Genomic DNA, 13,825 nt, shown 5'->3' on the forward strand with positions numbered 1-13,825 from the left:
CCTCCTTAGATAAACAAGGTAATCGCAGACTGTCGGGCTTCCTGAATGTAGGTTCCGACGGCCCCATAGTCGTCAATGATATCTTCGATCAGATCGGATCGTTTTAAACCCATGATGTCCATGGTCATTTCACAGGCGATTATTTTGCCACCAAGTTCCTTAAAATCAGCCATCAGCCGTTCCAGGGAGGCGACATTATTTTTTTTCATCCGTCCCAACATCATCTTTTTACCTAAGCCCCAAAAATGCATTTTCGATAAAGGGCCTTTTTCCAGACCGCCTTTTTTCAGACGTAGCAATCCCCAAAAAGTGAAATACAAAGACACCTCCATCCCCATAGCCAACGAACCATTGGACACAATCAGAGCACTGTACAGTTTATCCATATCACCGCTCTGAACAATAATTGTAGTTTTGTCCGCCACTAAAAAGCCTCCTTTACTTTTTAATTTTTATAATCCAAGTACCGTCCTGTTCGTCAATGCTGATGACGGCCAGCGATAACGCATCGGCAGCCATCGGAATTTCTTTTTTTGAGGCCACATTGTTCCCGGTAATCTCAATGATATCCCCTGGCTGCGCCTTTTTGACGGCTTTACGCATTTCTACCAAAGGAACCGGGCAGGTTTCACCTCTTACATCTACATAAATTTCTGCCATGATCTTGCCTCCTACGCAATTTTTAATTTATTGCTACGCTTTTCTGTCGTTGTTTTTTTCATACCCAATTACGGTCAACTTACTTGTGTTTTTAATATCAAGCAACATAATAAACATAAAAAAAGCAGGCCTGCCGATCATCCGAGGCCTGTTGTGATTGTTGCAAACTGCCATACTGACCAATGACCAAGGGGAGCAGACGCTTATTAGTCTGTTGTTCGTTTCGGTATCGGACGCAAATAAGAAATATCAAATCTTATTCGTGTCCACTCCGGCGCGTACAACATACAAAATTGTCGGTATGGGGTTAGTTTGCAAGTTTTATTTTTTATTTTTTATAATCTCGAGAAAATGGGTTGAATATGTCAGCGTCTCAGTAGGGCAATTATCGACACAGTGACCGCAGCCGACACAACGCAATTCGGATACTGGACGACCGGTGGCGGCACTGGATTTTAAATCGATGGCCATCGGACAAGCGGCATTGCAGCGGCCACATTGGATACAGTTGCTCTGATTGGTGGTAATCCGCTGACCAACCAGTTTGCCGAGCAGGCCCACCACCGTTCCCAGGGGGCAATAGTAACAATAGCCGCGACCACTAAAGGCGACCCAGAAAAACATTGCCATCAACAGCTCGGCGGAAAGGTATTTATAGGTTTCAATTTTTGCCACAGTTTCGCTGTTAGAAAGCGGCAGGCCTAGCAGATAGAGTACCCAGTAGATGGTAAAACCGATAGCGCCTGCCAGAAACAGCCAACGTAGGTAGGCAAACAGTTTTAAACCGCGAGCCTTGAGCTTTTTCCGGGTTCCCAGTAAGGGCATCACGGGATCAAATACCTCACTGGCAAAACCATTGAACAGGCACAGAGTCGCGCACTGCCAACGCCGTCCCCAAAGCAACGTCCCGACCAGAACAACAATGGTGATAAGCAGATAGAAGGCCAGTGCTAATGTAATGCCAGTGAACCCAAAAACAGGCAGGTATTTAAGATAAAAGGCTGTATTAGTGTTCATCAGTTGTAAGGGGATGGTAGTCCAGGGGAGTGGCATCGCAAAAAAGTATAGTTCCTGATTATCTAAAAGAATCGGCCCGACAATGTGAACCACCAAAGCCATCACGATAAAACCGGTCAGATTGCGTTTACGCATCTCAGTCCGCCCGGATGCCCCAATAATCCGCAGAGTCAGAAAGCTACCAATAACAATAAAACTGGTCTTCACCCAGTTTTCATAAAAACCCCACAGCCAGCTGATGAAGGCGGCCACTTCCGGCGTAGCCCGACTGACATAGCCAAAATTGAGCCCGGCAATGATCAGGCAGAGGATGATATACACCCACAGGATTGCTTTTAGTGCTTTTATTTCATTGGAGGCTTTTGTTTCGTTGGAATTACGGTGATTCGCCATGGTTCTCGTCCTCCTCGACACCCATAATTTTGTCTTAATTATAAACGTCTTTCGCAATAAACACAAGAATAGTCATGATACGAATCAGAAATAGCTGCTTGACTGCCAGTATAAAAATCGGTACGATAAGTTTCAACTTAAGGATTAAATAAAAAAATGGAGGAAACAAATGCGACGTTCAAACCGTGAAGTAACCGAACTAACGGAGATTATTGAAATTATTAACGGCTGTAAAGTGTGCCGACTGGCCATGGTGGACAATGATGTACCCTATGTGGTGCCTCTAAATTTTGGCTATCACCAGAATGACTCCGTCATTACCATCTTTCTGCACTGTGCCAGAGAAGGCCGTAAACTCGAGATTCTGAATCAAAACAACCAGGTCTGTATTGAGATGGATCAAATGAAAGAACTGCTAAACGGTGAAAAAGGCTGTGATTACAGTTGTTATTTTGAAAGTTTTATTGGCACCGGTCAGGCTATTTTTCTGGATGATGCCGCAGCAAAGGCCGAGGCTTTACAAACGATTATGAAACAGCAGACCGGTAGGGATGACTTCTGTTTTGATCAGCATATCCTCGATCAGACCACCGTGATTGCGGTAAAACTAAGCCGTTATTCGGGTAAACGACACTAGTCCCTTGACGGTATAAAATTATCCAGGATCATTCGCTTTTGAAATTTTCTACGGTGATTTTATTACTCTCCGAGCCGGTTATTTTGCTCGGGCTTTCGGGATTTTTGGTGGCGATTAGAATACCGCTGATTATCAGGCTCATCCCAAGAAAATGACACAGCTGGATTTTTTCATTCAGTAGGATGGCTGCCAGGACAATGCTGCTGACCGGTACCACGCTAATGAAGATTGCTGCACTGCTTGCAGTAATCCTGGCAATCCCCCGAAACCACAGGACATAAGAGATAAATGAGACAAAGATCCCGTAATAGCCAATACACATAATGGTCTGAAGCGACATTTCTGCAAATGGATAAACCCAGGCATCAGCGATGGCCAAAGGTAATAAACAGATGAAGGCCAGCCCCGCCACCAGTGTCGTCCGATACACCGGGGACATCGGGATGCACTTTATTTTACTGAGCACCGAAAATAATCCCTCACCAGTGACAGCAATCAGAATCAGAAAATTTCCCAGAACCGAACTATTAAGGGTTCCTTCCACTAAATAGCTGTAGAGGTTGATACAGAGTAATCCGACGATAACAAAGATCAGTCCGATGGCATTGTTTTTTGAAAGCTTCTCTTTTAAAATAAAAAATGCCAGAATCACCACAATGGCTGGCCCAGAGCTGGAAATTAAACCGCTGTTGGCAGCTGAGGTTAATTGCAAGCCCCAGAAAATAAAGACCCGATAGAGGACAATCCCGGCCAGGGCCTGACCCAACAGCACCGCCATGGTAATTTTATCCAGACGGTGGTGTTCTTTTTTGATCACAAAGGTCACCAGCAGCAGCAAGATCAGTCCGATGGCAATTCCCAGTTCGGTGGCTAAAAATACCGGCACCCGAGTCACCATCATCTTACTGACTACAACCGCACTGCCGGCGATTGCCATCGCCACTGTCAAATCCAGATAGGCACTTAATTTTTCTCCCATAATAATCCTCTTTTCTGCTTCAAATCGTTATGATAAAATCTTACCAGAGTGATGTGGTTTGTAAAGAGCCACTTTAACGCATTTTTGGCAAACCACTTTAGGAGGATCGCAATGTGGATTACTATTGAAAAAAAGAGTGACTGCTCTTTGATGCGGCAGATTTATCAACAGATCAGGGATCTTATCTTAGAAGGCCAGCTGGCTCCGGCCGAGAAGCTGCCCTCAACTAGACAGCTGGCAACCAATCTGGGGATCTCCCGTAGTACTGTTTTGGAAGCTTACAATCAATTGATTGCCGAGGGGTATCTGATTGGAAATCATGGGTCGGGGACAGTGGTTAGCAGTGGCATTGATATCGTTTCACCTTCCCCGAAAACGGCTGTAAAAAAACACTCAGCCACTACGGTGACAGTAAAAGCGTCCACAACTAGCGTGATTAATTTTCAATCCGGCGTGATTGATTCATCCCGATTTCCGCTGTCGGAGTGGAAAAAAGCCTATCAACGCAGTCTGGATCAAATCCCCGAAACGGCTTTTGGTTATCATCCCAGCGCCGGGGTGTCGACCCTGCGCCAGACGATTGCCGCTTATTTGCGGCGCACCCGGGGACTCACTTGTAGTCCCGACCAGATTATGATCGTTTCTGGATCAACCCAAGGACTGGCGCTGATCGCTACTTTATTAAAGGATCGGAAGAAGACAGTTCTGATTGAAGACCCCACCCACCCCGGATTGCGCCAGATTATTGAGCGCGCAAAACTCAATTTAATTGGGATCCCGGTGGATGATCAGGGTCTGTTGATTGACAGCCTCACCTCCCATCCGAATCCGGCCTTTATCTATACGACCCCTTCCCATCAATATCCGCTGGGTGGCATCCTGCCGATCCAACGTCGACAGAAACTGATTCAGTATGCCATCGCCAATGATACGTATTTACTCGAGGACGACTATGACAGTGAATTTCGCTTTGAAGGCCAGCCGGTTTCATCCCTTTATGAACTAAGTCCTGACCGGGTCATTTATCTCGGTACCTTCAGCAAGATCCTTACCCCGGCGATCCGGTTGGGGTATCTGATTCTACCGGATCAACTGATCAAACCTTACCTGGAGCTCAAAAAATATTCCGACGTTCATACCGAAGCCCTGACCCAGTACGCCCTGGCCGAATTTATTGAAAGCGGCGGGCTGGAAAAGCATATCTGGAGGATGAAAAAAATCTATGCTAAAAAACGCCAATGCCTGATTGATGAATTATCGCGTCACTATCCTGATAAATTTGAAATTAAAGGCCATGCCGCCGGGCTGCACATGGTTGTCCGTTTTAACGGTGTTGTTTTTGCACCCCCACTGATCGATCGCATTAATGCCCGACAAGTCCAGGTCTACCCCATCGCGAACTATGTTTTTGGCAACAAGGCAGCTTACGGCAGCGACATCCTCCTCGGATACGCCCATCTAACCTTTGCCGAAATCACCACCGGCATCACCCGGCTCTGTGCTGCCCTTAGAGAACCTGGATTTTGAGCACAAAAAAACACTCGCGCGAGTGTCAAGATAGTAAAATGATAATTCAGTACCGACAATTGTTACATCATGTTGTGACCTAGGGGTCAGACCCTACGCATCGGAGCGGACATGGCAAAGCCTGCGTGGAGGCAACGAACCAAGCACAAGCTTGCATGTAGTTGGCGATAGCCCACGACTAATAAGAAATTTAATTTCTTATTAGTGTCCGATTCCGCGGCGAACAACAGATTAACAATTGGTCGGTACGGGAGTATCGCGATAACCTCAAGAGATAGATTCGAAACTGGTTATTTTTCGACAGAATTTATGGCGGAATCAGCATCCGTCACAGTTCCATCCGGAGTGGATGGCGACAAGGTCATGAAAAAGCCGTCGGTTTGATCGACAAAGACAGCAGCGCTATCGAAGCTGACATCGAGGAGGTGGCCACCCTTGCTGCGGTCATCAGCGATAAAATGAAAATGGTAGCCTTTGACATTCAAACCGCCAATGTCTTCCGGACACCACAAGCCGACCAGGGTGCCACTGATCTTTTGATAGTCAAAGATCGACTGGCTTTTGACGGCTTCAGAAAGCACCGGATAGGGTTTTTCCTGACTGGGTACTGACCGGGCTTTGATGGTATTGAAAGTGCCGTCAACCCGAAATACATAAAAAGCGTCGGGATTGGTAATCATTTTGTCGAGTTCCGTTTCCAGTGCTTCCAGACTGGCGGTTTGACCCAATGATTTAGTCGCGTCCTCGTTAAAGTAGGTAACTGCGGCAAAGGGGGTGGTATCGGTATCCGAGACTTCCTCAACGGCACCGCTGGCTTTGACTTTGTAGACGGTGTTGTCAATCATCACCAGCTCACCGTCCAAGGCGTTAAAGGTTCCGATTCCGACATCACCATGTTGTTTCAATTCACCAAAACTCATAAAGCCATCGTAATTCCCGGCCAGTAGCGAATTAATGGTCGATGCCTGAAAGAGGGTCTCCTCTTTGGCTGCAGCGGTATCACTACTTGTCGCTGTGGTTGTGGCGGCACAACCCGCCAGTAACAAAACACCCAGAACCGACACAACAATTGCTGTATTTATTATTTTCATAACACACTCCTCATTTCTTAATTTAAGTCTAATCTCGCCATCCTTGGGATGGAAATAATAATTATAAGTTAACACATCTTAACGTCCGGTACCATTTATTTGTATGATCCAAACCACCTTTATATAGCGTCTGTCAAATCCGATTGTCTGTCGAGCAAATTGTCATTATAAAGTGCCGTGATTTCATCCGGTTCCAACGGTTTACAAAAGACATACCCCTGAATGCCATCACAGCCACTGTTTTTAAGGATATCAACTTTGTCCCACTCCTCAATACCCTCGGCGATAATTTTTAAATGAAGACTGTGGGTTAATAAAATCAGGCTTTCAATCACCTTAAAGCGGTTACCCTGCAAAAACTGATCGCTGATCGATTTATCCAGTTTAATTTTATTGACCGGTAGATAGGACAGACAATTCAGCGACGAATAACCAGTGCCAAAATCATCCAGGGCCACCGCCAGTCCGGCATCTTTAAGCGCCTTTAGAAACTGCTTCGTCTGGCCATCGTTTTCCAGTAAGATGCTTTCGGTAATCTCAATCTCAATGAATCGAGGCGCAACATGATGCTGATGCAGTAGTGTGGTGATATATTCGATATACTCTTTGTCCCTCAGCTGACGGTTGGAAAAATTGATGGCCACCGTTTTTTCAGCCAGTCCCTGATTTCGCCAACGGACAATCTGGGCTACCGCTTCCCGGATCACCCAGCGGCCAATCTCGCTGATCAGCCCAGTTTCCTCGGCGACTGGAATAAACTGATCTGGTCCCAGATAATTGTCCTTTAAACGCAGCAGCGCTTCAAAACCGCAGATATGACCACTGCTCAGTTCGACCTGGGGCTGATAGACCAGCTTGAACCCATCATTCTTGAGAGCTATCCGGAGCAGTGCTTCAATTTCAATTTTTCGGCTCATGGCTTTTTTTAATTCCTGATGATAATACATGTAGTGATTTTTGCCTTGACTCTTGACCTCATACATAGCTGTATCGGCATTCATAATCAGCTGATCCATAGCACTGCTATCATAGGGGTAGCATGAAATCCCCATGCTGATGCTGACAAAAACTTCCCGGCTATCGAGCTGGAAGGCTTCATCGAAGGCGCTCAAAATCTTATTCGCATAGGCTTCAATATCGGCTTGATGGCATTTATTGGTAATCAGAATCAGAAATTCATCACCACCGAGCCGACCTACCATCATGTTTTCGTCAGCAATTGACTGCAATCGGCCAGCTATCAGCTTTAGCAATTGATCACCAAAAAGATGACCAAGGGTGTCATTGATACTTTTAAAATTATCAATATCCAGGAGCAACACAGCCCCCGTATGGCCAGCTGCCAGTTCTTTCTCCAGCTGCATCAGAAAGCTCATCCGGTTGGGCAGTTGAGTCAAATAATCATGTCGAGCCAGATGCCTTATTTGTTCTTCCTGAAGTTTGAATTTTGTATTGTCTAGCAAGATCCCGTGCAACTTATAAAAATTGCCGTCTGTCGATTTAATCCCTTTGCCACGAATCAGCAACCATTTTTGCTGTGCTTCTGAGCCCGCCGTTAGTACCTGAATATTGATCTGAGCTGATTTGCCCTGGAGGTAATTGCTGACCTCTGTAATCAGACGCTCGCGATGACTGGTCTCCAGAACCATATCCAGCCAGTTATGGACATGACAATGATTACTGAGGGTTCGATTGATAATCCGGGAGCAATCCCCGGCAAAATAAACCGTTTTTGATGTAAGGTCGACCTCCCAAACCGCACTGTTTGTGCCCTCGATAGCCAACTCAAACTTCTGATTCAGTTCGCCAACTTCCCGGTCATGTTCGGTCATCACTTCATATTGCCGCCGCAAGCTCCCTTCCACCGTTTCCAGCTCTTTGTAGGTTGCTTTTAACTCGGCATTGCTGGCTACCAGGGCTTTTTGAATGCTCCGGCGTTTCAGATTGTCATAAATTAATACCAGCGTTACCAAAGTCAGAAAACTAAGAATGATGGCAGTGGCCCAAATCAGATTGCGATATTTATCCAGAGGATGTTCAGTTTTATTGATCAATACCGCATCAGTGGGAATCAGGTGATCAGGTATCTGATAATGCTGAATCAATTCATAATCGAAGATGTAAAAATAGGGGGTCTCATAGACCATTGGGATGGATGTGACTGGGGTACCTCCCAAAATATCGCTGACCAGTTCAGCCGCTCTTTTGCCCAGTGCATGATAATCCACCATTTTTCCGCCGATTAGTCCATAACCAACACCGCCCACCGAAGCCCGATAAACTGGGATCTGGGTATGCTGGTTTAGAAAAGCTGCAGCTTTTTCAAACTCCATGTAAGCCCCGGTCTTGTCCGGGTTCATATCCAAAAATAATAAAATAGTGTCTTCCCCCAATTTTTCCAGTTCCGTCCCCAGCTCATCAAAGCTGTAGTTCGGAGTATTGAGGGTAGTAAAGGTCAGTTCAGGATAGCTCTGACGTAAGGCTTTAAACTGCTGTCGGTTGCCCTGACCGGTCAAGGTTTCATCGGTAATCCCAACGATTCGGGTGGCCCGAGGGTTAAAGACTCGGGCAATTTCCAGCGTTTCTTTAATTGAGATCCGCTCAATAATACCAGTAATAAAAGGATCTGCAGCAGCTTGCCGGGCCCGAGTTTCATCGTTTACACCTAAAAACACAATCGGGATCTGAAAAAACAATTCGGCCTGATGGTCGAGGGCAAATTGAAGCGCATTGTCATCGCCCACAATCACCGCGTCATAGGGTGGCAGCTGGGCCAATTTGAATTTCAGGCTCTGATAAAAAACCTGTTTGTTCTCCGGAGTATCGAGACGTTTGGTATCCATGTATTCTATTTCCAGATTGATCTTCTGTTCATCAAAAACCGACTGGATACCAGCAATCTGATCAGGTACTGAGACAAAGCTTTCGCTATAGGAACTAATAAAAAGCACCGACTTTTCATCCTCGGCCTGGACAAAAAAAGTTGGTTCAAACAGTATCCCGGTTGCAAACATCCAGATCAGGATCATACTTGCCTGGATGGCCGCTTTCATTGATTTTATTAAGTTGCTACGATGACTGAGTTCATGGTTTGGCATTGGCCCCTCCGAAAAAAACTAGCATACTTCAACGCGATTACGCCCCTTTTCCTTGGCCTTATAGAGGGCTGTATCAGCCCGAGAAACAATGGTCTCCGGAGCGTTGTCGGTAGCAAACGCCGCTACCCCAAGACTGATCGTCACCTGACCGGCCGTGGTAAATGCATGACTGGCAACCGCCTGACGTAGCCATTCAGCCATCACCGTGGCGTCTGCCAAGGTCGTATTTGGCATAATAATCAAAAACTCTTCGCCGCCCCAGCGCCCCACCACATCGCCATTGCGGACATTATCGTGGAGTACCTCGACCAGTTCGATCAGAACCCGATCCCCGACCTGATGGCCGTAGGTATCGTTAACCAGCTTGAAATGATCGATATCCAGAATGATGGTAGCAAAGGGCAATCCGTAACTTACTGACCAATCAAATTGTTGTTCCAGGGTTTCATCCAACTTTAAGCGGTTGAAACTCTGAGTCAGCTTATCGGTGATCGACAGCCGTCTTATTTCTTCCTCCATCAGTTTGCGTTCACTGATATCCCGGGTGACCCCGAGCATCCCGATAAAGCGCCCATCTTCACTGTAAATTCCGGAAACAGTCGCTTCAGTCCAAACCGTGGTACCATCTTTGCAGGGTTGTTCCAATTCCCCGCGATAGACTTGAAAAGGCAAACCATTCTGAACCGAATTGATGGCCCGGGCCAACCCCTCCTGCATCTGAATCAGAGATCCCGGACATAAGACCTCTTCCTGGGACTGGGCCATGACTTCTTCAACCGTGTAACCCCGGAGCTTTTCCACCGACGGGCTGATATAGGTGAAACGCCCGGTCAGATCCATGGTCCAAATGACATCTGCCGCGTTGTCTGCCAGTAGTCGATGCCGCTCTTCACTTTGCTGCAGTTTCGCTTCAATCGCCTTGAGTTCGGTGATATCCCGAATCACGCTAAGAGCGTGGGGCATCCCCTCAATGGTGATTTTTTTTGATGATACCAGACCAATATGTCGCTCGTTGTTCTTTCCATAAAAACAGATCTCCAGATTTTCAACAAAACCGTTGACTTCAAGGGCTTTGATGAAGCTTTCCCGTTGGCTGGCATCAATGTACAGATCTCGGATATTAAATAAACCGACGGTTAAATCCACATCGGTAAATTTTGTAGCTTCCATAAAAGCCCGGTTATAGGCAATCAGCGTACCATCAGCGACTTTGGTAATCACGGTGGCATCCGGAATGGTCTGAAACACCATTTCAAAATGTGAGCGAGCTTCTTCCAATTCATGGATGGAAGACTCCAGTTTTTCGGTCATACTATTAAATGCCTCGGAAAAATCCCCAAGAAAATGAACCCGCTGGGAAAAGTCGCCTGAAGCAATGGTTTTTGTGATCCAGGTCAGGTTCCTAAGCGAAGCCTGGAGGTTTTTTAAAGACCCCAATACATAACCCCGGCCTCTAATGTCATGGGATAAATTGCCGTTTCTCAGTTCGATGGCTGAATTTCTGATCGTTTTAATGGTTTGATCAAGCGCAATAAAGGCATTATCACTGCTGATATTTTCAGGGGGCACCGGGCTGGTGTGAAGGTCATTTAGCAGGGATTGAAAATACTCTAAAATTGTCCGTGCGTCTTTACTGATCATTGAGGTTTGTCAGCTCCCTTCTTAATGGCTGTATGTATGACATTTTGCGTTAGCTAATAAGTTCTGAGTGTACGCAATTTACCGATTGACTGCTTTAGCACTGAATCGACAGGTTCGATCGCCGGTACACCAGCAGTCAATCTCTTTGACAATAAATGGCTTACCGGAAAAATTCTCCAACAATGCCGAAATAAAACCTTCATCATAGGTACAGATCTCGTAACCTTCCTCCGGCAATCCGGAGCAGTCAAGATCTTCAGAGACCGTCAGAATCAGCTCACCTTTGACCATATCAGCTTCTTCCACCCGCAGTATACCCATACCCAACTCTTTTAGTACAGTCTTAAGCTGATTGACAAAATGATTGAGGTCATCGGTTTTCGTAATCATATGTTGATAAAATGCGTTACCTGCTAATTGTCCAGCTTCATAAAAAATTTCATCGGTTTCTTTTACCCCAACATGTTTCTCGATAATATCTCTGATGGTAAACTGCATCAGTCGATAGATCTCAACCCGGGTGGTATTCCCCAGATTTGGTCGTCCTTCACCAATATCTCCCAACAACTCCCAGGTAAATTCATATTTTTCAGCCAATAATGATGCCCTCCACTTAACGCTTCTTAAATTACTCATGCAACCTGTTTTTTTCGCAATCGTAAATTGATTCTATTTTTTCATTTTACCACGGTAACCCGGGTCATTGTCAAGCTGCTTTAACTGCTAAAGGCTCTGACAGAGCTAGAATACGCCTGTCTTATTTAGAAAGATCTACTCTCTCATCGTCATCGGTACCGACGGTTATTATTTTCGCCCTGAAAAGATCTCGTTAACGGGATCTTTTTTGTGCAAACGATTCGCTAAAAGTTGACTTGACAATTAAAAATTCTTCCGATAAAATAGATAGCATGCTAAGTAATGGAGGCGTAATGAAAACAGATCAATTTAACTTTGGTGGCTTTGTCAAACAATTGAATAACATTATGGAAATGCGCTTTAATCATTCGTTAAAACAATGGAACCTGACCTCCTCCCAATTTTCTGTGATTATGTATCTGCTTCACCATCAGGATCAGGAAATCAACCAAAAGATGATTGAAGAAGCTTTTCGTCTCAAAGGACCAACCGTTACTGGGATTGTCAAACGGTTGGTAGAAAAGGAGTTTATCCAGCGCCGACCTGATTCTCAGGATCGCCGAATTAATTATCTGGAGCTGACTAAAAAGGGTCTGGCGCTGGAGTCGCTGGTTTGTACCGAGATTACTCGTTTGGAAGCGGAAACCCTCCGGGACATCTCACCTGAACATCTCAACCTGCTGGAGTCCCTTCTGCATCAGATTTTAAAAAACATTACCGACCCTAACCAATGATTCACAGAAAGGAATTATCTTTATGAAAAATGATTTATTTGAAAAGTACCCAATCCCCAAGGCGGTGATGACCCTAGCCATTCCCACCATTCTCAGTATGCTCGTGACGATTGTCTATAACATGGCCGATACCTATTTTGTCGGCCAAACCGGTGATGCCAATCAGGTAGCTGCCGTTACCCTAACCATGCCAATCTTTTTTCTGCTAATGGCCTTTGGAAATATTTTCGGGATCGGCGGTGGCTCTTATATTTCCCGACTTTTGGGGGAACACCGGATTGTGGATATCAAGCACACCTCCTCCTTTGCCTTTTATGGCTCGATTGCCTTGGGTCTGATCGGGATGGTGGTCTTTCTGATTTTTATGGATCCAATTTTGACCATTGCTGGTGCCAGCCCCAACACCATCGGTTTTGCCCGGGACTATCTGACCATTGTCGCTTACGGCGCCATCGCCATCAGTCTGCAAAATTCACTGGCCCAGATTGTCCGCTCCGTCGGTGCAGCCAAAGAATCGATGATCGGAATGATGATTGGAACCGTTATTAATATCATTCTTGATCCTATTATGATACTCGCCATGGGCATGGGCGTAGCTGGAGCAGCCTGGGCCACTGTGATTGGGAATGCCTGCGCGGTAATATACTTTATTTATTATATTTTCAAACACAGTGATGTGCTCTCCATCTCCCCCCAGGATTTCCGGATTGAGGGCGCTATTGCTAAAAATACCTTTGCGATTGGGATTCCAGCCTCTGTCAATAATATTCTGATGAGTTTTTCGATGATTATGTTAAACAGCTATGCCTCCGCATATGGCGATACCGTCATTGCAGCTCTGGGGGTTTCCGGCCGGGTCTTCTCGATCGTGGTCATGTTGGCGCTGGGTCTGGCAATGGGTATTCAGCCCTTTATCGGCTACAATTACGCCCAACAGAACTATAAACGGATGAATGATGCAATTAAATTTACCGGTGTGGTTGGTATGTTTATGGGAACTGTGGTAATGGTTATCGCGATCCTTTTTGCTGCCCCGATTGTCACTTTCTTTATTAATGATCCGGAGGTCATCACCATTGGTGCTACAATGCTGATTATTCAAATGTTGGTCAGCCCCTTTCTGGGTCTTCAATTTATTGTCACTACCGTCTATCAGTCGTTGGGAAAAGCCATTCCGTCGCTGATTCTGACAGTATGCCGACAAGGACTGGCATTTGTCCCGATCCTTGTTATCGGTTCCACGCTATTTGGCCTTCAAGGGATCATCTGGGCCCAACCGCTGGCCGATGTTGTCTCAATTATCCTGGCGGTATCGATGTACACCGTCACTTACCGAAAACTGCGGGCCAGCAAAACCGAACCGGTTTCCCTGGCAATGGAAGACGGACTGGCTTAAGCCATCAAAAAAGCGC

12 protein-coding genes are annotated in these 13,825 nt (G+C 45.9%); 4 read left to right on the plus strand and 8 right to left on the minus strand.

Annotation, left to right across the window (positions count from 1 at the left end):
- Positions 1-5 precede the first annotated feature (5 nt).
- The 3 genes from Q7P33_RS10550 to Q7P33_RS10560 form a co-directional block, all read right to left on the minus strand.
- On the minus strand, positions 6-425 hold the full coding sequence (locus Q7P33_RS10550) for a DsrE/DsrF/DrsH-like family protein (protein WP_303870178.1): 420 nt from the start codon (positions 423-425) through the stop codon (positions 6-8).
- Between the two features lie 13 nt (positions 426-438).
- Positions 439-660 (minus strand): sulfurtransferase TusA family protein, encoded by a 222-nt coding sequence (locus tag Q7P33_RS10555; RefSeq protein ID WP_303870179.1) that lies wholly within the window; start codon positions 658-660, stop codon positions 439-441.
- 321 nt (positions 661-981) lie between these two features.
- The gene (locus Q7P33_RS10560; protein WP_303870180.1) at positions 982-2,070 is read right to left on the minus strand and encodes a 4Fe-4S binding protein; all 1,089 of its coding nucleotides are present in this window, start codon (positions 2,068-2,070) and stop codon (positions 982-984) included.
- A gap of 169 nt (positions 2,071-2,239) precedes the next feature.
- Between Q7P33_RS10560 and Q7P33_RS10565 the strand changes: the two genes are divergently transcribed.
- Positions 2,240-2,707 carry a pyridoxamine 5'-phosphate oxidase family protein gene (locus tag Q7P33_RS10565; RefSeq protein ID WP_303870181.1) on the plus strand — a complete coding sequence of 156 codons (468 nt, stop codon included), beginning with the start codon at positions 2,240-2,242 and terminating at the stop codon, positions 2,705-2,707.
- Positions 2,708-2,735: 28 nt separating this feature from the next.
- Here the strand turns inward: Q7P33_RS10565 and Q7P33_RS10570 are convergent, their stop codons facing one another.
- Positions 2,736-3,686 (minus strand): DMT family transporter, encoded by a 951-nt coding sequence (locus Q7P33_RS10570; RefSeq protein ID WP_303870182.1) that lies wholly within the window; start codon positions 3,684-3,686, stop codon positions 2,736-2,738.
- Positions 3,687-3,797: 111 nt separating this feature from the next.
- Between Q7P33_RS10570 and Q7P33_RS10575 the strand changes: the two genes are divergently transcribed.
- The gene (locus Q7P33_RS10575; RefSeq protein ID WP_303870184.1) at positions 3,798-5,213 is read left to right on the plus strand and encodes a PLP-dependent aminotransferase family protein; all 1,416 of its coding nucleotides are present in this window, start codon (positions 3,798-3,800) and stop codon (positions 5,211-5,213) included.
- A gap of 290 nt (positions 5,214-5,503) precedes the next feature.
- On the opposite strand, the gene budA is transcribed toward Q7P33_RS10575, so the two are convergent.
- The 4 genes from budA to Q7P33_RS10595 form a co-directional block, all read right to left on the minus strand.
- Positions 5,504-6,304 carry an acetolactate decarboxylase gene (gene budA / locus Q7P33_RS10580; protein ID WP_303870186.1) on the minus strand — a complete coding sequence of 267 codons (801 nt, stop codon included), beginning with the start codon at positions 6,302-6,304 and terminating at the stop codon, positions 5,504-5,506.
- Between the two features lie 119 nt (positions 6,305-6,423).
- Entirely contained in the window at positions 6,424-9,402 is a 2,979-nt protein-coding gene (locus Q7P33_RS10585; RefSeq protein WP_303870188.1) for an ABC transporter substrate binding protein, read from the minus strand.
- A gap of 18 nt (positions 9,403-9,420) precedes the next feature.
- A complete protein-coding gene (locus tag Q7P33_RS10590; RefSeq protein WP_303870190.1) occupies positions 9,421-11,043 on the minus strand; it encodes a diguanylate cyclase in 1,623 nt (540 codons plus the stop codon).
- Between the two features lie 78 nt (positions 11,044-11,121).
- Positions 11,122-11,640 carry a V4R domain-containing protein gene (locus Q7P33_RS10595; protein WP_303870192.1) on the minus strand — a complete coding sequence of 173 codons (519 nt, stop codon included), beginning with the start codon at positions 11,638-11,640 and terminating at the stop codon, positions 11,122-11,124.
- A gap of 332 nt (positions 11,641-11,972) precedes the next feature.
- Here Q7P33_RS10595 and Q7P33_RS10600 point away from each other — a divergent pair, with 332 nt between their 5' ends.
- On the plus strand, positions 11,973-12,413 hold the full coding sequence (locus tag Q7P33_RS10600; protein ID WP_303870193.1) for a MarR family winged helix-turn-helix transcriptional regulator: 441 nt from the start codon (positions 11,973-11,975) through the stop codon (positions 12,411-12,413).
- A gap of 22 nt (positions 12,414-12,435) precedes the next feature.
- A complete protein-coding gene (locus tag Q7P33_RS10605; RefSeq protein WP_303870194.1) occupies positions 12,436-13,809 on the plus strand; it encodes an MATE family efflux transporter in 1,374 nt (457 codons plus the stop codon).
- Positions 13,810-13,825: the final 16 nt, after the last annotated feature.

This window comes from Acetobacterium wieringae (assembly GCF_026646375.1).
GTDB lineage: Bacteria > Bacillota > Clostridia > Eubacteriales > Eubacteriaceae > Acetobacterium > Acetobacterium wieringae_A.